Below are 19,793 nucleotides of genomic sequence, written 5' to 3'. Positions count from 1 at the left end.
TCCGCAGCAGTTCCGGCGGCAGCCGATAGAGTCGGGCGTAGCGCTCGTTGCAGACGACAAGCCGCTTCTTGGCGTCAAACATGCAAAGGCCCTCAACCATGTGGTTGATCGCGGTGTCCAGCCTGAGCGTCTGATCCTGCAACTCTCTCTGCGAGCCTTCGAGCTGCTGCCGGGCGATCGAAAGCTGGCTGATGATCTCCTCGAATTTGCTGGTTCTACTTGCCAGGCGGCGGTCGGCGAGTACGCCGATCAGGCTCATCCCAAGTACAGATAGTGCCACGCCGGCGATGGCGAGAGCGAGGAAAGTCGGCGAAAGCGACAGACTGTCGGTTGAACGCGTCGGATCTGGAACGATCTGCACGGCACCCATCGCCGTGAAGTGATGCGAGACGATAGCAAGGGTCAGCAGGACTGCCGCCAACAGTGCGCCCCAGGAGTTCTTGTACCTGACTGCAACAACGAGGGCGGCACAGCCGAGGCACATGCCCAGAATGACCGAGGCAAACACCAGATCCAGCGACCAGGTGACGCGGCCCGGCACTTCAAGTGCCCACATTCCGAGATAGTGCATGCTGGCGATGCCGCCGCCAATGACGACACCGCCTGCCGCGGCGCGCCACCGGCCGGAATAGCCGGCCGCAATGCCGAAGCCGCCCGACGTCAACAGCATTGCCGTAGCAAGCGAAAGCGCCGTCAGTACGATGCCGTAACCGGTCGTAACGCCGGGTTCGTAGGCGAGCATCGCGACGAAATGCGTTGCCCAGATCCCATATCCGATGGCAGCGCCGGCAATCCCGATCCAGATCAACCGCGTTCTTGCGGGCGCCACGATCGCACGATGAAAGATACTGACCGCGACGCTACTCGCGAGCAAGCAGACCAGACCGGCGAGCAGGACAAGCCGCCAATCGTGCTCGACGGCAAGGCAAGCGAAAACCCGAAACATCCCAGCCGCTCCATCGTGGATATTGCCGATAGTGTCCGTGCTAATCCGCCTTCGCGTTAATTTTGTGCAACGCCTGATTGCATGCTTATTGGTTGCTTAACGTGGTCAGTGCAATTTGAAATCTGGCGGGCGCCCGCGCAGGACAATGCGCGCCACCGGTCGTAGAGCCAACCGAGAGCACTCTGGAACCGGCAGCGAGGCCTGGAGCGGAGGAAGGCGACACCGATTGGCGGGGGAGGAGACGCGCCGAACCGAAGCTTCGGTTCTGACACAATCAGAACCAATAGTGCTCTAGAGGTGATGACGGATGCGCTTACGTCCAGTGATCATCGCGCTGATCAGATTCTCGCGCTGAAGACGCCCCATCATCAGCACGCCCAAGACGTGCAGCACGATCAGGACGATGACCGCGTCGGATGAATAATGGTGAGTGTCCTCGACCCACCAGACACCGAAAAAGGTCACGGTCACCGACATCGCGCCCGTGATCGTCGAGACCGCCAGCGAGACCAGCAGCGCCACCAGCATCAACGTGCCGGCTGGATTGAGACCGATATAGCGGCCGGTGATGCCGCGGCGCAGATTCCAGAGATAACCCGGCGCGGCCCGAAGCCTGACGCCGACCATGCGAAAGCGCGAATAGCGGCTTCCCCAAAAACCCCAGACCAGACGGAACGCAAGAAGGCCGAGTACGGCATAACCGACGATGCGGTGAAGTCGGTCATAGACGGTCGGCGTGAACCACGCGGCCAGAACGCAAGCCGCGAGCGCCCAGTGCCAGAGCCGCAGCGGGAGGTCCCAGACCGCGACTGTCCGCGCGGCGGTTCGATCCGCGGGGGTCCGGTCGGACCCCCCGCGAGCGTGCGGCACCGTTTCTTCGATCAAGCGAGGACCACCCTCAGGCGTAGCATTGCGCAGACACTTCGCGCGGTCTACTTCGCAATCGTGTGCTTCAGGCTGAGATCTTCTGGGCTGTAGAACAGCTCGTAAAGCTTGCCTTCCTTGACGCCGTAGACCTCGTAGCACGAGCCTTCGATCTTGGAGCGCCGCACCTCGTAGCCGAGCGCCTTGGCCTTGGCTTCGGCGTCGCTCGCCGGCTTCCACGACGCCTTGTCGAGCTTGGTGCAGTCCTTGAAACCATCGGCCAAGGCTGCCGATCCCATGCCAATCCCGATCGTCAATGCAACGGCAACAACACGAATAACCTTCACGAACGTCTCCTCTTCTGTCGTGGGCGCTGCGCCGGCAGGCGAAGCGGGACCGAAGGAAGCAAAGCACATGATGAAGTCAATGCGGTTCGCGGCCAGTTCGCTTTAGAGTTATTCTAACGATCCGAAAAAGTTCAGCGCTCTCCGTATGCAGCGCGCATTTGAGACGACACTGCGGCCTTACGTCTCACGGTTTGACAGCAGGCTGATCCCGACGCGCAAGCTCAGTAGCCAGCAACCGCCATGACGACGACGGCGGTGAGCGCCATCCATCCAAAATGCCGGCCGCTTGTGGCCCATGCGTTGGCGAGAGCGGAGAAGCCGAACACACCGGCCATGGTGACGACGATCCAGTGACGCGCTGGCTCCGATTGCATCCAGGGCGCCGCGATCAGGAGCACACCGCCGCCGATCCAGGCGACGGTCGAGGCCTGCCAGACCAGGCGGATCAGGGTGCGGAGCCGCTCCGGCTCGATGCGGGCGCGGGCAAAGACCTTGGTCTCGCCGAGAATGCCATGAATGAGGGCCACGGCAATGGTCAAGACCCCGGCGCACTGGAGCAAGAGATCACGCATCGTCAAAGCTCCCTGCAAATATGGTCCATACAGTTATGTATGGTGGGATAGGCGCTGGCCTGCCGGCTGTCAATACACTAGTGTATGTTTGCATCCGGAACCCGACATGGCCGAACAGCTGACCGCCGACGACTGGATCAAACAGGGACTGAAGGCGCTCGCGCGAGACGGCTTCACCGCGCTGAAGGCCGATCCGCTGGCAAAAGCCATGGGGGTCTCGCGCGGCAGCTTCTATTGGCATTTCGCCGATCTCGGCGCATTCCATGCTGCTCTCTTGAAGCGCTGGCGCGAGATCGCGGCCGAGCAGATCATCGCCGATGTCGAGGCGGACAGCGACGAGCCGCTGAAAGCGCTGCTGCGCAGGACTTTTGGCGCGCGGCTCGACCTCGAGCGCGCGGTGCGGAACTGGACGGCCTTCGATGCGGCGGCACAAACGGCGGTGCGTGCCATCGACCGGCGCAGGCTCGACTATATCGAGGAGCTGCTGAGGAAGCGCGGGTTCGAGGCGGCGACAGCGCGAGCCCGCGCGCAAATCCTGTACTGGACGTTTCTCGGCTTCGCCCTGTCGGGCCCGCCAGCGCCGGCCGCGCGGCTTGAGGGCCTGCTCGACGAGATTCTGCGGATGGTTGCCGCTTGAGGCGACGCGATGGGCTGCTACGATTTTTTATGCTAGAGGCAACCGACCGTCGGAGACCCCCATGAACGCGCCCACCGAACGCCCCGAAGCCAGCGTCGATCCCAAATTGCTGGAGATTCTGGTCTGCCCGCTGACCAAGGGTCCGCTGGAGTTCGATGCTGCAAAGCAGGAGCTGATTTCGCGCAGCGCCAAGCTCGCCTATCCGATCCGCGATGGCATCCCGATCATGCTGCCGGAAGAGGCCCGCAAGATCGATTGAGGGACTTGTGGCCCGATGAGAGACTTGTAGCCCGGATGGAGCGCAGCGAAATCCGGGGTTCCTCGTATGACGCAGCGGCCCCGGAATACGCTGCACTCCATCCGGGCTACCGAAAATCCTACAGCGCCTCGCCCTTCAACAGCCGCGGTATCTCACCGGTCAAACCCGCGGCTTGGCGGATAAAAAGATTCTTCAGCGGCGGGGCGCGATCGACGAGGCCGAGGCCGATGTCGCGGACGGTGCGCAGCAAGGTGGACTGGTTGGAGAACAGGAAGTTCAGCGAGTTGGTGGCAACGCCCATGGCCATGGTGTCGAAGCGGCGCCAGCGCTGATAACGTTCGAGCACGTCGACGCCGCCGATATCCATGCCGAGCCGCGCGGCATCGACCACGACCTCGGCCAGCGCGGCGACGTCCTTCAGCCCCATGTTGAGACCCTGGCCCGCGATTGGGTGGATGACGTGGGCGGAATCGCCGACCAGCGCGAGGCGCTGGGCAATGAAGGAGCGTGCGACGAAATAGGACAGCGGAAACGCGCGCGGCTTGTCGAGCGCCTTCACCTCGCCGAGATGCAGGCCGAAGCGCTGCTCGAGCTCGCCGTGAAATTCCCCATCGCTCAACGCAACGATACGCGCGGCTTCGCTGCGGCGCTCGGTCCATACCAGCGAGGAGCGCTTGCCCGAAAGCGGCAGGATAGCAAACGGACCCGCCGGCAGAAAATGCTCTTCGGCGCGGCCTTCGTGATCGCGCTCATGGCCGACAGTGACGACGATGCCGGATTGATCATATTCCCAGCCGTGGGTGGCGATGCCGGCGCGCTCGCGCAGTTTCGACTTCGCACCGTCGGCCGCAACCAGGAGGCTCGCTGCAATCACGCTGCCATCACCGAGCGTCACGTCGATACCTTCGGCCCGCGCGTCGTAAGACGACACTGTGGTCGCGCGGAGATCGATGCCCTCGGCCTCGGCGCGCACCACCAGCGCATCAATGAGGCGGCGGTTCTCGACCATATGCGCGAAGGGCTCACCCGGCGCGACGTCGCCGGCAAAGTTGAGGAACGCCGGACGGGTGGCGTCTTCCAGCTTGGAATCGGTGACAATCATGTCGAGGATCGGCTGCGCCTCGCCCCTGACGTCGTCCCAGGCGCCGATCGCCTCGAACAGGCGGCGGCAGGCGGCCACGATCGCGGTCGCGCGCGGGTCCCGGCTCGGACGTGTGGAGAGCGCGGGGTCGGCGACGATGACGGGGATCTCGGGGCCGAGCCCCTGGCGCAGCGCCAGGGCCAGCGCCAGGCCCGCAAACGCGCCGCCACCGATGACAATGCTACCCTGTACCGACATACCCAATTCCCGGCTAAATCCTGGCCTTGCTAGCAGACTTGAGGTGGGCGAAACAGTGCGGTGAAACAAGGGCGGATAGCCCCCATTGTGTCGATCCGGAGCAGCGAACCCCGGGGCGGCAAGGCGAAAGCTGAAATCCATGTCCAAGAGCCTGATCGACCTCATCTCGATCCTCGACCTCGAACAACTCGAGGTGAATCTGTTCCGCGGCAACAGTCCGAAGACCAGCTGGCAGCGGGTGTTCGGCGGCCAGGTGATCGGACAGGCGATGGTTGCAGCGTGCCGCACCGTCGAGGGCAGGCTGCCGCATTCGCTGCATTGCTATTTCATCCTGCCGGGCGATCCGCAGATCCCGATCATCTATCAGGTCGAGCGCCTGCGCGACGGCAAGAGCTACTCGACGCGACGCGTCACCGCGATCCAGCATGGCAACGCGATCTTCTCGATCATGGTGTCGTTCCACGCGGAGGAAGAGAGCGCGTTCGATCATCAGGACAAGATGCCCGACGTGCCGCCGCCGGAAAAGCTGACGGCGGAGGAAGTCGCGAAGCAGCCGATGTTCAAGGAGATGCCGGAGTTCATCCGCCGCTATTATGAATCCGACCGTCCGATCGAGCTGCGCCCGGTCGAGCTCGGCCGTTATTTCGGTGAGAGGATCGAGGACGGCCGCATCCATGTCTGGATCAAGACCGCGGCAACGCTGCCGGACGATCCGGCGCTGCACATGTGCGCGCTGGCCTATGCGTCGGACTTCTCGCTGCTCGATGCGATTATGGCGCGCTACGGCCGCACCCTGTTCGACAAGCGCATGATGCCCGCGAGCCTCGACCACGCGATGTGGTTTCACCGCCCGTTCCGCGCCGACGAATGGCTGCTCTACGCACAGGATTCGCCGAGCGCGCGAAGCGGCCGCGGCTTGACCCGCGGCTCGATCTTCAAGCCTGACGGCACGCTGGTGGCCTCCGTCGCGCAGGAAGGCTCGGTGCGCGAACGGAGAGCCTAAGAGGCACAAGCACGATCGATCGCGCTTGTGCCTTTCGAGGTCAGGCCCGGAGCGATCCCCGCGGAGCCAGAACCGTCTCCGACGCGAACCAGTTCATGATCCAGCGATAGACCCACGGGATCGGGATGATGAAGCCGCACAGGAATGCGGCCACGATGCCCCGCCAGAGAATCCCGAGACCGCTGCCGTTGAACACGATCTCGCGCCGCGTGCCTTCGATGCTGCGGCAGAACCAGCGCATCTGAGCCGCGGCGACCCAGGCCCAGCCGATGATGGTGATGATGGAAATCGCGAACAGCAGGCTCCAGCCGACATAGGCCCAAACCGTGCCGGTGAAGCTCAGGCCGAGCGGCTGCCCATTGGAGGCGAGATTCGCGACCATCCATTTGATCAGGAGCCAGTACAGAACGAGCTGGGCGATGAACAGCAAATTGCTCAGCAAGGGAACGCCGATGTAGCCGATCACGACCGCCAGAACGATGAAGCCGAAATACCAGGGCACCAGCGCCATCGCATTGCCGGTGAAGCTGAGATTGGGCCGCCCGGGGACCTTCACGCAGGACACGATCCATTTCGTGTACCAGACGAACACCCACGGCACCGGGATGATGAAGCACATGCCGATCAGCATCACGATGCTGCGCCAGGTGAACTCGAGGATGCCGAAATCGACCGCCAGCGATCCTCCGGCGCCACCGCCGCCGTAGCCCCCGGAGCCCATCATCGGCGGGCCGCCAGCCGGCATCATCGGGGGCGCACCGCCCCCGCCGATCAGGCCGGGGATTTCGGCCGCCTTCTGCCAGCCGGCCATGCCGTCCGACCACACCAGCGTATCCGGACGCACGACTCCCTGGGCGACGAGGTCACGGAATTGCCCTTCCGGATAGGGCCCCTGCTGCTTGCCCTCGGATGCGTAGAACCAACTCGCCATGAAGCGTCCCCCTCGAACATAGTTTTGTACCGGCCGCGACGCTTGGGTTCATCGCATCCATGCCAAAAACGCATTGTGGAGGATGAACGGCTGCCCTGTACAGAGGCGGCCGTTCACATGGCCCAACGATTTTCCGCTTCAATCTGCAAGTTTTTTATGCCATTTGCCCGGAAAGATGCCAGATTGACGCTGCGCCGGGGACATACGGCGCGGCGCATCCCGGGGAATAGGCCTGACCATGAAACTCGTCGTCGCGATCATCAAACCCTTCAAGCTCGATGAGGTCCGTCAGGCCCTGACGGCGATCGGCGTCCACGGCATGACCGTGACCGAAGTGAAGGGCTATGGCCGCCAAAAGGGCCACACCGAGATCTATCGCGGCGCCGAATATGTCGTGAATTTCCTGCCGAAGCTGCGGATCGAGATCGCGGTTGCCTCCGATATCGCCGAGAAGGCCGTCGCGGTCATCACCGCGACCGCGCGCACCGGCCAGATCGGCGACGGCAAGATCTTCGTCACGCCGATCGATCACGCGACCCGCATTCGCACCGGCGAGACCGACAGCGACGCGCTCTAGATTTTTGCTTTGACGCGTTTTCTTTTCGCGAACCGGTAACCGCTTCGCTCGACAACGCTCTTCTTCGATCGCACCGGGCAACGGCGCCACGGCGTGCGACACAATCAATAGCTGGGGGAAACGACATGGCGGGATTGTTGCGCCGCGCGGCTGCTATCGCCGCGCCGATCGGGCTTGGGTCGATCATGGCTTCGCCGGCGCGTGCCGCGGGCTCCGAGATCAACACTGCCGACACCGCCTGGATGATCGTCGCCACCGCGCTGGTGCTGATGATGACGATCCCGGGGCTCGCGCTGTTCTATTCCGGCATGGTGCGCAAGAAGAACGTCCTCGCCACCATGGCGCAGAGCCTCGCCGCAGTGACGATCATCTCCATTCTCTGGGTCGCGTTCGGCTATTCGTTGTGCTTCGTCGGCGACGGCCCGTGGATCGGCACGCTCGACCGCTGGTTTCTCTCCGGTATGACCATGGACAGCGTCAACCCGGCGGCGAAGACGATCCCGGAAGCGCTGTTCATGCTGTACCAGATGACGTTTGCGATCATCACGGTGGCGCTGGTCGCGGGCGCGGTGGCCGACCGGATGCGGTTCTCCGCTTATCTCCTCTTTTCCGTGGCCTGGTTCATCTTCGTCTACATTCCACTCGCGCATTGGGTGTGGGGCGGCGGCTTCCTCGCCGGAATGGGCGTGCTGGATTTCGCCGGCGGCCTCGTGGTGCATCTGTCGGCCGGCACCGCCGGCCTCGTCGCGGCGAAGGTGATGGGACGCCGTCATGGCTACGGCACGGAAAATCTCTCGCCATTCGATCTGTCGCTCGCGGTGATGGGCACCGGCCTGTTGTGGGTCGGCTGGTTCGGCTTCAACGGCGGCTCGGCGGGCGCAGCCAATTCTCGCGCGGTGATGGCGATCATCGCGACCCATCTCGCAGCCTGCTCCGGCGCGCTGACCTGGGGCGCGATCGAATGGTCGACGCGGCGCAAGCCGTCCGTGCTCGGCATGATCTCCGGCGCGGTGGCCGGCCTCGGCACCATCACGCCGGCCTCGGGATTCGTGGCGCCCTGGCACGGCATCGTCATCGGCGTGATCGCAGGCCTCGTCTGCTACTGGGCCTGCACCTGGCTGAAGCACCGCTTCGACTATGACGATTCGCTCGACGTGTTCGGCGTCCACGGCATCGGCGGGATGACCGGGACCCTGCTGGCCGGCGTGTTCGCAACGAGCGCGATCGGCGGCACCGCCGGCCTGCTCGAAGGCCATCCGCAGCAGCTTCTTATCCAGCTCTACGGGGTCGCCGTCACCTTCGTCTGGTCGGCAGGCATGAGCTTCGTCCTGCTCAAGCTGGTCGGTCTGTTCGTGCCGTTGCGGGTCTCCCGCGAGCACGAACTCGAGGGGCTGGATATTTCGCAGCACGGCGAGGCGCTGCAGTAATTGGGCTTGCGCACACATAAGCGTATGCTTATGTGTCGCCATGATCGAAGCCGACATCTTCAAAGCGCTGGCCGACCCGACCCGCCGCAAGGTCTTTGAGAAGCTTGCCGGCGGAAGCCTGAATGCCAGCGCCTTGCGCGACGGATTGGAGATCAGCCAACCGGCGATGTCGCAGCATCTCGCGGTGCTGCGCGGCGCGGGCCTGGTGCGCGAACAGCGGCAGGGCCGCTTTGTGAATTACGAAGTCGATCCCGAAGGAATCTCCGCGATCGGGGCCTGGCTTGCGCGCTACCGCGCCTATTGGCCGAAACGCATGGATGCCCTCGCCGATCTCTTGAAGGAGATGGATCAATGAGCGACGCCGTGAAGCCTGATCCCTCCGACGCAGACTTGGCGCTCAAAACAGACCTGGTGCTCGAATATGAATTCGATGCGCCGCCGGCCAAGGTCTGGCGCGCGGTGACCATTCCGGCTTTGCGCGAGCGCTGGTTGCCGGATTGCGATCTTGCGGGCGCCGAGCCGGAATCAGCGATCCCGGGCCAGGAGGTGCGCTACCGGCTGCGCGATTCCGAACCGCCGTTTCGCGAAAGCCATGTCATCTTCCGGATCGAGCCGAACGAGGATGGCGGCACCCGCTTTCGCATCATCCAGCAAGCCTGCGAGATCCGTATGAAGCTGCCGCAGCCGGCCAACAGCAATGGCTGCCTGATGCGCGCGGCCGCCTGACACCAACACCACTTCATCACCCGCAGAAAATGGAGGTCGCCGATGCGCGACATGCTTCAGCTCGTCCCTATGGTCGTCGAACAATCCGCCCGCGGCGAGCGATCCTTCGACATCTATTCGCGCCTGTTGCGCGAGCGCATCATCTTCCTCAATGGCGAGGTCAATGATGCGATGTCCGGACTGGTCTGCGCGCAGCTCCTGTTTCTGGAGGCGGAGAATCCGAACAAGCCGATCAATCTCTACATCAATTCCTATGGCGGCGTGGTCACCAGCGGCCTTGCGATGTACGACACCATGCAATTCATCAAGGCGCCGGTGCATACGCTGTGCATGGGCACCGCGCGCTCGATGGGCTCGTTTCTGCTGATGGCCGGCGAGCCCGGTCACCGCGCCGCCCTGCCCAATGCGAGCCTTCACGTGCATCAGCCGCTCGGCGGCTTTCAGGGCCAGGCGTCCGACATCCTGATCCACGCCACCGAAATGCAGGAAACCAAGCGGCGCATCATCCGGCTCTATGCCCAGCATTGCGGGCGCCCCGAACCGGACGTGGAACGGACCTTGGACCGCGACCATTTCATGACCGCGCAGCAGGCGGTCGACTGGGGCCTGATCGACCGGGTCTTCGCGGAACGCAGCGCCGCCTGACGGTCCCTGCCGGGGACCCGTCCGGCAAGCCTCGCCCGCTCAAGCAGGTTGGCCGGTTGCGCGCATTCCGTGAGCACAAGTGCGACGGGCCCGATATTTCGCGGCACGACAAGCCCTGCAATAGGCGCGCGCCTTACGGAAATACCTTTCTGCTGCCCTACGTGTGAGCACCAATGTGTCGACAGCCTGTCGTGCCTGTATTTTAATCAGGCATGGTCAGGTATTGAGCGCGGCGTAATGGCGCACTGCACGGCACTACGCGTCAAACGCGAAAACACCCGTTTTCATAGTCCGTTAGGCAACACGCCCGATCTGGCACGGCATTTGATTCTAAGGGTCCTGGCTGTGCCCGCGTAGTGAACTTTCTCCCTCGTGGCGAACCAGTCGAGAAGCGCCCGGCCACGTCCGGACCGGGCCCAAGCGGGGATAGGACCCATGAAAATTGTTATGGCGATTATTAAGCCATTCAAGCTGGAAGAAGTCCGTGACGCCCTGACCGCCATCGGCGTTCACGGTCTCACGGTGACGGAAGTCAAGGGATATGGCCGCCAGAAGGGCCATACGGAAATCTATCGCGGCGCCGAATATGCCGTGAGCTTCCTGCCCAAGATCAAGATCGAGGTCGCTGTCGCCTCCGACCAGGTCGACAAGACCATCGACGCCATCACGACCGCCGCGAAAACCGGACAGATCGGCGACGGCAAGATCTTCGTCATCAATCTCGACCATGCGGTTCGCATCCGCACCGGCGAGGCCGATGCTGCGGCCCTTTGATTTCGCGCTCAATCAAAATTCAATCAGGAGTAAATGAAATGACGTTTAAGCGTCCCTATGGCGCGGGATTGGCGGCTCTCGCAGTCGGCCTGTTCGCTGCGACCGCAGCCTACGCCGAGCCAACGGTCAACAAGGGAGACAACGCCTGGATGCTGACATCGACAGTGCTCGTGCTGTTGATGACGATCCCCGGCCTCGCGCTGTTCTACGGCGGCCTCGTCCGTTCCAAGAACATGCTCTCCGTCCTGATGCAGGTGTTCTACACCGTCTGCGTCGTCACCGTGATCTGGGCCGTGTACGGCTACAGCCTCACCTTCACCGGCGGTTCCGACTTCATCGGCGGCTTCTCCAAGGCCTTCATGATGGGCGTCACCACCGACTCGAAGGCCGCGACCTTCTCGGTCGACGCCAACATCTCGGAGCTCATCTATATGTGCTTCCAGATGACCTTCGCGGCGATCACGCCCGCCCTCATCGTCGGCGCCTTCGCCGAACGCATGAAGTTCGCGGCGCTCGCGCTCTTCGTCCCGCTCTGGGTCACGCTGATCTACTTCCCGATCGCGCACATGGTCTGGTACTGGCCCGGCCCGGACATGATCCAGGACGCAGCCAAGGCTCTGGCTGCTGCGGCTGATGGCGCGGCGAAGACCGCAGCGCAGGCCAAGCTCGATGAGATCAACGCCGACGCAGGCTGGATCTTCAAGAAGGGCGCGATCGACTTTGCGGGCGGCACCGTGGTGCACATCAACGCCGGCATCGCAGGCCTCGTCGGCGCCCTGCTGATCGGCAAGCGCGTCGGCTACGGCAAGGAGCTGATGGCTCCGCACTCGCTGACGATGTCGATGATCGGCGCCTCGCTGCTCTGGGTCGGCTGGTTCGGCTTCAACGCCGGCTCCAACCTCGAAGCCAACGGCGGCGCAGCCCTCGCCATGACCAACTCCTTCGTCGCCACCGCAGCCGCCGCGCTGTCGTGGATGTTCGCGGAGTGGATCATCAAGGGTCACCCGTCGGTGCTCGGCGTCATCTCCGGCGCTGTCGCGGGCCTCGTGGCCGTCACGCCTGCCGCCGGCTTCTCCGGCGTGATGGGTGCGATCGTCCTCGGCCTCGTGGTCGGCGTGGTCTGCCTGTTCTTCTGCACCGTCGTGAAGAACGCGCTCGGCTACGACGACTCCCTCGATGTGTTCGGCGTGCACTGCGTCGGCGGCATCATCGGCGCCCTCGGCACCGGCATCCTCGTCAATCCGGCGCTGGGTGGTGCGGGCATCATCGACTACACCGCGATCCCGCCGAAGGTTGCCGATTACGACTTCGCGGCGCAGATGATCTCCCAGGTCTGGGGCGTCGGCACCACGCTGGTGTGGTCGGGCATCGGTTCGGCGATTCTCTACAAGGTCGTCGATGTGATCGTTGGCCTCCGCGCCAATGTCGAGAGCGAGCGTGAAGGCCTCGACATCACCGAGCACACAGAGCGCGCCTACAACATGTAAGTCTCCTCCCGGGCGCGGCCTCCTCGGAGGTCGCGCTCACAACTACGGTTTGGGGCACATACCCGGCAATGTCCCGACCGTTGAGGGGCTCCAGCGCAAGTTGGAGCCCCTTTCTTTTTGGTCCCGTGCCGCTGGGCCGTCATAAGTTAAATTGCATTGCTGCGAGCTTGCTGAATATCATGCTCCCCGTTTGGAGCAGGATTTCATGCGTCTGCCCTATTGCCTAGTCTGGTGTTTCCTGTTGCTCGCTTTGTCGAGCCTCGATGCCCGCGCGGACAAGCGCGTCGCGCTGGTGATTGGCAACGGCGCTTACCGAAACGTTCCCCCGCTCGCCAATCCGACCAACGATGCGGCCGATGTCGGCGCGGCCCTCAAGCGATCGGGGTTCGATCCTGTTGTCACGACCGACCTCGACCAGTCCGCCATGCAGGACACCATTCTTCGCTTCGCGCGTGAGGCCCGCGGCGCCGATGTCGCCCTGTTCTATTACAGTGGGCACGCGCTCCAGTTCGCCGGCGTCAACTATCTGGTGCCTGTCGATGCCGTCGTTCGCGACGAGGTCGATCTGCGCCGTCTGGTGCGCGCCGACGAGATCCTGGCGGATCTGCAGCAGGCCAAGAACCTGCGCATCCTCGTGCTCGACGCCTGCCGCGACAATCCATTTGCCGACGAGTTGCGGCGAAACGTCGGACAGGGCCGTGGCGTCACCGTCTCACGCGGCCTTGCCAAGATGGAAAGTCCCGAGGGCACCATCATTTCCTACGCGACACAGGCCGGCCGGACCGCCGACGACGGCAGCGGCCGCAACAGCCCCTACACCAGCGCGTTCCTGGAGCACATCGGCGACAAGGGCAACGTCAACACGGTATTTCAGACGATCAGCGCCGGCGTCTACCAGCGCTCCAAAGGCTCGCAAGTACCGGAGCTGTCGCTGTCGTTCTTCGGCGAGTTCTACCTGAACGGCAAGCCCGAGACGGCGGCGTTGTCGCCTGCGACGCCTCAGGTCGATCCCTGCGCGGAGGCCGGAGACCATTGGCGTAGCGCGGAAGCGCTGGGAACGCTCGCGGCATTCAAGGATCACCTCGCACGCTTCCCGGCCTGCGCGTTCGCAGATCTGGCGAAATCGCGCGTCGAGACCTTGGCGAAACCATCAGACACCGCCAAGCGCGTAACCGCATTCGATGGAACCTGGATCGCGAAGGAGACTTGCGAGAACAAGCCCCCATTTCCCGAGGCCTATTTCCAGTATGCCCTGCGCGTCAAGGATGGCGTGCTGCACACTCTCTCCGGGGAAGAGGGCAAGCCCGGTGCCACAATCTATGACGGGAAGATCGAAGCGGATGGCAGCGCGACTGTCACCGTCAACGGGCTGATTGGCGAGAAGGATCCGCTGCGCCGCACAGCCGGCGCGCCCTATCAGTACAAGCTCGCACTCGAGCTGAAAGGAACCACCGGCGCCGGCGTCCGCACCGATACCAGCCGACCGTGTCGGATGGAACTCTCCAAGCTGACGACACAGAGCCCCGCTGCAAGTCCGGGCCAACCTGATTCGAAGCGGGCGCCCAAGCGCGAGGACAAGACGGCCGTGCTGCCGCCAGATCAGGCCGGAGCAGGGCAACCGCGGCAGACCGGAAGCGGCATGAGCTGTTCGTTCATGCGAAGCAGGTGCGCCACGGCATGCGTCGGTATGGGTGGCCGCGCGGATTGCGCTTCAACCGCTTGTCCACGGCTGGAAGCCGAGTGCATGAGCAGCGGGTGCTGGCGCGGCCGGGGATTCAACGGCTGCGGACTTGCCAAGAGATAGATGCACGAACCGGCTGCAGGAGGTCTGTCTTGGTCCGTCCAGGCGAAAGAAAAAGATTGCCATTCCACACCGCCCGCGCAGAAATATCGACCACAAGAAACAACAATCGGGAGGTCGTCATGCGTTTGGAAGGCGGATGCTATTGCGGCGAAGTGCGCTATGTCGCCGAGGGCGACCCGATGATGCAGGCGCAGTGTCATTGCCGCGAGTGCCAGTACATCTCGGGCGGCGCGCCCAACACCTTCATCGCGATGCCGGCGGCTGGCTTCAGCTACATCACCGGGCAACCCAAGCAATTCGCGCGCAAGGACCTCGAACGCGCCGTCACGCGCGAATTCTGCGCTCAATGCGGGACCCATCTGGTGACCAAGGTTCCCGGCCTGCCGGCGGCGATCCTGAAGGTCGGCACGCTGGACGAACCTGCGCAGTTCCATCCGCAGATGGCGATCTACACCTGCGACAAGCAGGACTTCCACGCGATCCCCGCGGGCATGGCGACATTCGAGAAGCTGCCGGGGCATTAGGGCGCCTATCCGCCAAAGCCGTCATAAGCCGTCATGCCCGGGCTTGTCCCGGCATCCACGTTCTTGGACGCCGTCGGAAAGGCCGTGGGTGGCCGGGACAGGCCCGGCCATGACATCGCCAAGACGTCCACCCCCTCGCAATGGCATGACCAGCTCCGAGAGCCGCCCGTGGCCTCATTATTCCTGCTCTGGACCGAGGCGGCGACCGATGGTTAATCGCGTCTTAACCTCGCCCTATCTATGGTGAACTGAACCGCTTCCCGTCGGCGCCGTGCTGCGACCGGCTGTTCCAAGAGTGCTGGCGTCCAGAATGGCTATGACCGCTTCATCCCGTGCGCCGCAGGACAGTGGAAGCTCCGATAGCGAACGCTCTCCCTTCGTCCGGCTGAACGAGCTGCTGGCACCGCATCAGCCCGGCAAGCCTTTGATTTCGCTTGCCGTCGGCGAGCCGCAGCATCCGGTGCCTGATTTCGTCGGCCCGGTACTGGCCAAGCACATCGCCGATTTCGGCCGTTACCCCGCGAACAAGGGCACCGACCCGTTCCGCTTGGCCGCGGGCGCCTGGCTGTCGTCGCGTTTCAAGCTGCCGCGACCGCTCAATCCCGAGAGCGAGATTCTCGTCCTCAATGGCAGCCGAGAGGGGCTGTTCCTCGCCGCCATCGCGGCTGCGCGCTATGTCGGCCCGCGTCCCGGCAAGCCCGCGATCCTGATGCCGAACCCGTTCTATCCGGTCTATGGCGCCGGCGCCCGCGCCGCTGCTTGCGAGCCGGTCTACCTGCCGACCACCGCCGAGAACGGCTTCCTGCCCGATCTCGACGCCATCGACGAGGCGACGCTGGCGCGCACGGTGGCGTTCTATCTGGCCTCGCCCGCCAACCCGCAGGGATCGGTGGCCTCGCGCGATTATTTCATTCGCCTGAAGCAGCTCGCCGACCGCTACGGCTTCGTGATCCTCAGCGACGAGTGCTATTCGGAGATCTACACCCGCGAAGCGCCCGGCAGCGCGCTCGAATGCGCTGGCCCTGATTTCACCCGCGTGGTCGCGTTCCAGTCGCTGTCCAAGCGCTCGAACCTGCCGGGCCTGCGCGTCGGCTTCGCCGCCGGCGACAAAAAACTCATCGGCATGTTCCTCGAATTGCGCAACATCGCGGCGCCGCAGGTGCCGGTCCCGTTGCAGCATGTCGCGACCGTTGCTTACGGCGACGAGGCGCATGTCGAGGAGAACCGCAGGCTCTACCGCATCAAGTTCGATCTCGCCGACCAGATCATCGGCAATCGTTACGGCTATCGCCGGCCCGATGCCGGCTTCTGCGTCTGGCTCAACACGTCCGAAATCGGCGACGATGTGTCTGTGTGCCTGAAACTCTTCAAGGAAGCAGGCGTGCGCGTGGTGCCCGGCAGCTATCTGGCGCGGCTCCAGCCCGACGGCTTCAATCCCGGCGCAGGCTACATTCGCCTTGCGCTTGTGCAGGATGGCGAGACCACGGCGCAGGCGCTGCACCGCCTGGTCGAGACTCTGGGTTAGGCGGGGCCCATGAGCATGTCGACAATCGAACGTGTCATTCCCTTGGTCAGCCATCTGCCGCCCTCGATCCGCGAGGGGCTGGCGCGGCGCGTGCGCGAGCTCAGCGGTCTCGGCCTGATCGCATTGTCGGGCGCCGCCTCGGCGGCGCTGATGACCTGGTCAGTGCAGGATCCCAGCCTCAGCCACGCAACGTCGCGGCCGATCCGCAATATTCTCGGCTATGCCGGCGCGATCGGCGCCGACCTTGCGATGCAGATCCTCGGGCTCGGCGCGATCATGCTGGTCCTGACCGTCGCGGTCTGGGGCTGGCGCATGCTGACCCATCGCCCGTTCGACCGCGAGGCGCTGCGGCTCGGCTGCTGGATTCTCTGCACGGTGATCGCGGCGGGCTTCGTCAGCTGCTGGCCACATGGCGGCGCCTGGCCGCTGCCGACAGGCCTCGGCGGCGTGGTCGGCGATGCCCTGGTTCGCGCGCCCGCGGTGATCTTCGGACCGCCGGGCATGATCTATCGCATCGTGCTCGGCACGATCCTGTTCGCCGCGATGGCGGCGACCTTCCTGATCGCCTGCGGCCTCGGCGCACGCGAGCATGACGACGAACTCGCTGAGATCGAGGACGATGACAAGCCGCTCGACCTGGACGAGGAGAGCGATCGCGGTTCGGTATCGCTGGGCTGGCTGTTCCACGCCTTGATGAGCACGAAGGCACGACTGATCTGGTTGCTTGGCGCGGCCTACCGCTCGCTGGTCTCGAGCGGACCGAAGACCAAGGCCGTTGCCTTCAGCCGTCAGGAGCCGAAGCTCGGTGGCGGCCGCGCCGCGCCGCCGATCTCGCCGCAGTCCGAAGACGAGCACGACGAGGACGAGCACGAAGAAGACCACGAGGAGGAAGAGGAGGAGGAGCCCGCCGCGCGCGCGCCGCGCAAGAAGGCTGCTCCAAAGGCTGCTTCCAAGAAATCTTCCGACAAGTTCGAGCTTCCGTCCGTGTCGGTGCTGGCCGCGCCCAAGGCCGGCGATCGCCAGCCGCTCAGCAAGGCCGAGCTGGAAACCAATTCGCGCGCGCTCGAAGGCGTGCTGCAGGATTTCGGCGTTCGCGGCGAGATCGTGAAGGCCCATCCGGGTCCCGTGGTCACGCTGTACGAGCTGGAGCCGGCGCCGGGGATCAAATCGTCGCGCGTGATCGGACTTTCCGACGACATCGCCCGTTCGATGAGCGCGCTCTCGGCGCGCGTCGCCGTCGTGCCGGGCCGCAACGCCATCGGCATCGAGCTGCCGAACGCGCATCGCGAAAAGGTCTATCTGCGCGAGCTGCTGGTCGCCAAGGAGACTGTCGATTCGGTTGCGAAACTGCCGCTCTGCCTCGGCAAGACCATCGGCGGTGATCCCGTCATCATCGACCTCGCACGCACGCCGCACATGCTGATCGCCGGTACCACCGGCTCCGGCAAGTCGGTCGCCATCAACACCATGATCCTCAGCTTGGTCTATCGGCTGCGCCCGGACCAGTGCCGCCTGATCATGGTCGATCCGAAGATGCTCGAACTCTCCGTCTATGACGGCATTCCCCATCTGCTCACGCCCGTCGTGACCGACCCGAAGAAGGCGGTGGTCGCGCTGAAATGGGCCGTGCGCGAGATGGAAGAGCGCTACAAGAACATGGCCAAGCTCGGTGTGCGCAACATCGACGGTTACAACACGCGCTTGCTCGAATTGAAGGCCAAGGGCGAAGAGCCGACGCGCACGGTGCACACCGGCTTCGACAAGGAAACCGGCAAGGCGATCTACGAGGAAGAGAAGCTCTCGCTCGACCCGCTGCCCTACATCGTCATCATCGTCGACGAAATGGCCGACCTGATGATGGTTGCCGGCAAGGACATCGAAGGCGCGGTGCAGCGCCTCGCGCAGATGGCGCGCGCCGCCGGCCTGCACGTGATCCTCGCAACGCAGCGTCCATCGGTCGACGTCATCACCGGTACCATCAAGGCGAACTTCCCAACCCGCATCGCCTTCCAGGTGACGTCCAAGATCGACAGCCGCACGATTCTCGGCGAGATGGGTGCCGAGCAGCTGCTCGGCCAGGGCGACATGCTCTACATGGCCGGGGGCGGTCGCATCAGCCGCGTGCACGGACCTTTCGCGTCGGACGAGGAAGTCGAGAAGGTGGTGCGCCACCTCAAGACGCAGGGACAGCCGGAATATCTCGAAGCCGTCACGGCCGAAGAACCCAGCGAAGACGAGGACGGCGCGGTGTTCGACGCGTCCGCCATGGGCGCGGATGGCGGCGGCGATTTGTTCTCGCAGGCTGTTGCGATCGTCAAACGCGACCGTAAGGCCTCTACCAGCTATATCCAGCGCCGCCTGCAGATCGGCTATAACCGCGCCGCATCGCTGATGGAGCGCATGGAACTGGAGGGCATCGTCGGACCCGCCAACCACGCCGGCAAGCGCGAGATCCTGGTCGAGGAAGAAGACAGCCATATGTGAGGCGAGCCGCCTCAAACCATCATTCACGCAAAAACGTTATCTGCTTTTGGCCGAAATCACGCTAAAAGGGCGCCCAGCCACACAGGACGACGCGTTGATCAGACATCCGGACATTCGATTCGCTGCCATTGTCGCCGCGCGGAGCGCGCGCATGGCCGGCGTAATTCTCGTCACCGCCGCGATGGTGATCACGGCGTCGTTCGCGCAGACCGTTCCCGTGCCGAAGCCTGCACCGAAGGGCCGCGACGGCGGTCCGGCCGTTGGAGGGCCCGCGGTCACCGGCGCGACCCAGACGCCGCCCAATCCGGTGATTCCGGATCCACGCCGCAACGTGCCGAGCAGCATCTTCCAGACCTTCGATGCGAACCAGAAGGCCCAGGCCGCCAAGGTCAGCGCCTATTTGTCGTCATTGTCGACGCTGGTCGGGAATTTCGTCCAGGTCGGCCCCGACGGCAGCAAGACGCAAGGCGACTTCTACATCCAGAAGCCGGGCAAGGTGCGCTTCGAATATGACGCGCCGAGCCCGATCGACATCGTCGCCGACGGATCGTCGCTGGTGGTGCGCGACCGCAAGCTCGCGACGCAGGACGTCTATCCGCTGTCACAGACACCGCTGCGTTTCCTGCTGTCCGACCGCATCGACCTGATGAAGGACACCAACGTCGTCAACGTCTCGGCCGACGACGTCTTCGTCAGCGTCACCATCGAGGAGAAGCAGGCGCTGGTCGGCACCAGTCGCCTCTTGCTGATGTTCGGCGCCAAGGACGGCCAGTTGAAGCAGTGGACCGTCACCGACCCGCAGGGCTACGACACCACGATCGCGGTCTATAATCTGGATACGAGCAAGAAGCTCGATCCCGGCATGTTCAAGATCGATTTTACCAATTACGGCCCGTCGCCGGGCTGAGACTTACTCGCTGCT

At 63.9% G+C, this 19,793-nt stretch carries 22 protein-coding genes; 16 read left to right on the top strand and 6 right to left on the bottom strand.

Annotated features, from left to right (window positions below; genetic code table 11):
• On the bottom strand, window positions 1-895 hold an 895-nt coding region (locus tag IVB32_RS39820), incomplete at its 3' end, for an MHYT domain-containing protein (RefSeq protein ID WP_276576794.1).
• Here IVB32_RS39820 and IVB32_RS39815 point away from each other — a divergent pair.
• On the top strand, window positions 839-1,006 hold the full coding sequence (locus tag IVB32_RS39815; protein WP_231191005.1) for a hypothetical protein: 168 nt from the start codon (window positions 839-841) through the stop codon (window positions 1,004-1,006). The genes IVB32_RS39820 and IVB32_RS39815 overlap by 57 nt on opposite strands.
• Window positions 1,007-1,237: 231 nt before the next feature.
• Here IVB32_RS39815 and IVB32_RS39810 read toward each other — a convergent pair whose 3' ends face one another.
• From IVB32_RS39810 to IVB32_RS39800, 3 genes are all read right to left on the bottom strand, one after another.
• Complete coding sequence (locus tag IVB32_RS39810; protein ID WP_018459674.1) at window positions 1,238-1,831, bottom strand: cytochrome b/b6 domain-containing protein; 594 nt, start codon at window positions 1,829-1,831, stop codon at window positions 1,238-1,240.
• Between the two features lie 47 nt (window positions 1,832-1,878).
• Window positions 1,879-2,157: a PepSY domain-containing protein gene (locus tag IVB32_RS39805; protein ID WP_007598654.1), complete on the bottom strand. Its 279-nt coding sequence runs from the start codon at window positions 2,155-2,157 to the stop codon at window positions 1,879-1,881.
• Between the two features lie 221 nt (window positions 2,158-2,378).
• A complete protein-coding gene (locus tag IVB32_RS39800) occupies window positions 2,379-2,729 on the bottom strand; it encodes a hypothetical protein (protein ID WP_018459672.1) in 351 nt (116 codons plus the stop codon).
• 106 nt (window positions 2,730-2,835) lie between these two features.
• Between IVB32_RS39800 and IVB32_RS39795 the strand changes: the two genes are divergently transcribed.
• Both IVB32_RS39795 and IVB32_RS39790 read left to right on the top strand, forming a co-directional pair.
• A complete protein-coding gene (locus IVB32_RS39795) occupies window positions 2,836-3,366 on the top strand; it encodes a TetR/AcrR family transcriptional regulator (RefSeq protein ID WP_247295815.1) in 531 nt (176 codons plus the stop codon).
• Window positions 3,367-3,427: 61 nt separating this feature from the next.
• Window positions 3,428-3,625 (top strand): Trm112 family protein, encoded by a 198-nt coding sequence (locus tag IVB32_RS39790; RefSeq protein ID WP_018459670.1) that lies wholly within the window; start codon window positions 3,428-3,430, stop codon window positions 3,623-3,625.
• Window positions 3,626-3,743: 118 nt separating this feature from the next.
• Here the strand turns inward: IVB32_RS39790 and IVB32_RS39785 are convergent, their stop codons facing one another.
• Window positions 3,744-4,964, bottom strand: a complete 1,221-nt coding sequence (locus IVB32_RS39785) for a ubiquinone biosynthesis hydroxylase (protein WP_018459669.1) — start codon at window positions 4,962-4,964, stop codon at window positions 3,744-3,746.
• A gap of 139 nt (window positions 4,965-5,103) precedes the next feature.
• Here IVB32_RS39785 and tesB point away from each other — a divergent pair, with 139 nt between their 5' ends.
• Window positions 5,104-5,967 (top strand): acyl-CoA thioesterase II, encoded by an 864-nt coding sequence (gene tesB / locus IVB32_RS39780; RefSeq protein WP_018459668.1) that lies wholly within the window; start codon window positions 5,104-5,106, stop codon window positions 5,965-5,967.
• 40 nt (window positions 5,968-6,007) lie between these two features.
• Here tesB and IVB32_RS39775 read toward each other — a convergent pair whose 3' ends face one another.
• Complete coding sequence (locus tag IVB32_RS39775; RefSeq protein ID WP_018459667.1) at window positions 6,008-6,898, bottom strand: DUF4339 domain-containing protein; 891 nt, start codon at window positions 6,896-6,898, stop codon at window positions 6,008-6,010.
• A 238-nt stretch (window positions 6,899-7,136) separates the two neighbouring features.
• On the opposite strand from IVB32_RS39775, the gene IVB32_RS39770 reads away from it, so the two are divergent.
• The 12 genes from IVB32_RS39770 (at window position 7,137) to IVB32_RS39715 (ending at window position 19,778) form a co-directional block, all read left to right on the top strand.
• Entirely contained in the window at window positions 7,137-7,475 is a 339-nt protein-coding gene (locus IVB32_RS39770) for a P-II family nitrogen regulator (protein WP_007598647.1), read from the top strand.
• A 125-nt stretch (window positions 7,476-7,600) separates the two neighbouring features.
• Window positions 7,601-8,902 (top strand): ammonium transporter, encoded by a 1,302-nt coding sequence (locus IVB32_RS39765; protein WP_018459666.1) that lies wholly within the window; start codon window positions 7,601-7,603, stop codon window positions 8,900-8,902.
• Between the two features lie 40 nt (window positions 8,903-8,942).
• Window positions 8,943-9,257 (top strand): metalloregulator ArsR/SmtB family transcription factor, encoded by a 315-nt coding sequence (locus tag IVB32_RS39760; protein WP_018459665.1) that lies wholly within the window; start codon window positions 8,943-8,945, stop codon window positions 9,255-9,257.
• Window positions 9,254-9,628: an SRPBCC domain-containing protein gene (locus tag IVB32_RS39755; RefSeq protein ID WP_018459664.1), complete on the top strand. Its 375-nt coding sequence runs from the start codon at window positions 9,254-9,256 to the stop codon at window positions 9,626-9,628. Before IVB32_RS39760 ends, IVB32_RS39755 begins: the two co-directional genes overlap by 4 nt.
• A gap of 42 nt (window positions 9,629-9,670) precedes the next feature.
• A complete protein-coding gene (locus tag IVB32_RS39750; RefSeq protein WP_018459663.1) occupies window positions 9,671-10,273 on the top strand; it encodes an ATP-dependent Clp protease proteolytic subunit in 603 nt (200 codons plus the stop codon).
• A 435-nt stretch (window positions 10,274-10,708) separates the two neighbouring features.
• Window positions 10,709-11,047, top strand: coding sequence for a P-II family nitrogen regulator (locus IVB32_RS39745; RefSeq protein WP_007598642.1), 339 nt, complete (start codon window positions 10,709-10,711; stop codon window positions 11,045-11,047).
• A 38-nt stretch (window positions 11,048-11,085) separates the two neighbouring features.
• Window positions 11,086-12,534: an ammonium transporter gene (locus IVB32_RS39740; protein ID WP_018459661.1), complete on the top strand. Its 1,449-nt coding sequence runs from the start codon at window positions 11,086-11,088 to the stop codon at window positions 12,532-12,534.
• A 205-nt stretch (window positions 12,535-12,739) separates the two neighbouring features.
• Entirely contained in the window at window positions 12,740-14,338 is a 1,599-nt protein-coding gene (locus IVB32_RS39735) for a caspase family protein (RefSeq protein WP_039801002.1), read from the top strand.
• A 119-nt stretch (window positions 14,339-14,457) separates the two neighbouring features.
• Window positions 14,458-14,862 (top strand): GFA family protein, encoded by a 405-nt coding sequence (locus IVB32_RS39730; RefSeq protein WP_018459659.1) that lies wholly within the window; start codon window positions 14,458-14,460, stop codon window positions 14,860-14,862.
• A 310-nt stretch (window positions 14,863-15,172) separates the two neighbouring features.
• Window positions 15,173-16,387, top strand: a complete 1,215-nt coding sequence (locus IVB32_RS39725; RefSeq protein WP_026233857.1) for an aminotransferase class I/II-fold pyridoxal phosphate-dependent enzyme — start codon at window positions 15,173-15,175, stop codon at window positions 16,385-16,387.
• Window positions 16,388-16,396: 9 nt separating this feature from the next.
• Window positions 16,397-18,871, top strand: coding sequence for a DNA translocase FtsK (locus IVB32_RS39720; protein WP_026233856.1), 2,475 nt, complete (start codon window positions 16,397-16,399; stop codon window positions 18,869-18,871).
• A gap of 151 nt (window positions 18,872-19,022) precedes the next feature.
• Window positions 19,023-19,778, top strand: a complete 756-nt coding sequence (locus tag IVB32_RS39715) for an outer membrane lipoprotein carrier protein LolA (RefSeq protein ID WP_018459655.1) — start codon at window positions 19,023-19,025, stop codon at window positions 19,776-19,778.
• Window positions 19,779-19,793 lie beyond the last annotated feature (15 nt).

It is taken from the genome of Bradyrhizobium sp. 23 (genome assembly GCF_023073295.1).
GTDB lineage: Bacteria > Pseudomonadota > Alphaproteobacteria > Rhizobiales > Xanthobacteraceae > Bradyrhizobium > Bradyrhizobium canariense_D.
Note: the sequence above shows the minus strand (reverse complement) of the source record. Positions and strands in the feature narration are given on the sequence as shown.

Excerpts from the sequence above, each read along its gene's own strand:
- IVB32_RS39815 (WP_231191005.1), top strand. The coding sequence starts at position 839 with ATGAAAGATACTGACCGCGACGCTACTCGCGAGCAAGCAGACCAGACC.
- IVB32_RS39800 (WP_018459672.1), bottom strand. The coding sequence starts at position 2,729 with ATGCGTGATCTCTTGCTCCAGTGCGCCGGGGTCTTGACCATTGCCGTG.
- IVB32_RS39795 (WP_247295815.1), top strand. The coding sequence starts at position 2,836 with ATGGCCGAACAGCTGACCGCCGACGACTGGATCAAACAGGGACTGAAG.
- IVB32_RS39790 (WP_018459670.1), top strand. The coding sequence starts at position 3,428 with ATGAACGCGCCCACCGAACGCCCCGAAGCCAGCGTCGATCCCAAATTG.
- IVB32_RS39785 (WP_018459669.1), bottom strand. The coding sequence starts at position 4,964 with ATGTCGGTACAGGGTAGCATTGTCATCGGTGGCGGCGCGTTTGCGGGC.
- tesB (WP_018459668.1), top strand. The coding sequence starts at position 5,104 with ATGTCCAAGAGCCTGATCGACCTCATCTCGATCCTCGACCTCGAACAA.
- IVB32_RS39775 (WP_018459667.1), bottom strand. The coding sequence starts at position 6,898 with ATGGCGAGTTGGTTCTACGCATCCGAGGGCAAGCAGCAGGGGCCCTAT.
- IVB32_RS39770 (WP_007598647.1), top strand. The coding sequence starts at position 7,137 with ATGAAACTCGTCGTCGCGATCATCAAACCCTTCAAGCTCGATGAGGTC.
- IVB32_RS39765 (WP_018459666.1), top strand. The coding sequence starts at position 7,601 with ATGGCGGGATTGTTGCGCCGCGCGGCTGCTATCGCCGCGCCGATCGGG.
- IVB32_RS39760 (WP_018459665.1), top strand. The coding sequence starts at position 8,943 with ATGATCGAAGCCGACATCTTCAAAGCGCTGGCCGACCCGACCCGCCGC.
- IVB32_RS39755 (WP_018459664.1), top strand. The coding sequence starts at position 9,254 with ATGAGCGACGCCGTGAAGCCTGATCCCTCCGACGCAGACTTGGCGCTC.
- IVB32_RS39750 (WP_018459663.1), top strand. The coding sequence starts at position 9,671 with ATGCGCGACATGCTTCAGCTCGTCCCTATGGTCGTCGAACAATCCGCC.
- IVB32_RS39745 (WP_007598642.1), top strand. The coding sequence starts at position 10,709 with ATGAAAATTGTTATGGCGATTATTAAGCCATTCAAGCTGGAAGAAGTC.
- IVB32_RS39740 (WP_018459661.1), top strand. The coding sequence starts at position 11,086 with ATGACGTTTAAGCGTCCCTATGGCGCGGGATTGGCGGCTCTCGCAGTC.
- IVB32_RS39735 (WP_039801002.1), top strand. The coding sequence starts at position 12,740 with ATGCGTCTGCCCTATTGCCTAGTCTGGTGTTTCCTGTTGCTCGCTTTG.
- IVB32_RS39730 (WP_018459659.1), top strand. The coding sequence starts at position 14,458 with ATGCGTTTGGAAGGCGGATGCTATTGCGGCGAAGTGCGCTATGTCGCC.
- IVB32_RS39725 (WP_026233857.1), top strand. The coding sequence starts at position 15,173 with ATGGCTATGACCGCTTCATCCCGTGCGCCGCAGGACAGTGGAAGCTCC.
- IVB32_RS39720 (WP_026233856.1), top strand. The coding sequence starts at position 16,397 with ATGAGCATGTCGACAATCGAACGTGTCATTCCCTTGGTCAGCCATCTG.
- IVB32_RS39715 (WP_018459655.1), top strand. The coding sequence starts at position 19,023 with ATGGCCGGCGTAATTCTCGTCACCGCCGCGATGGTGATCACGGCGTCG.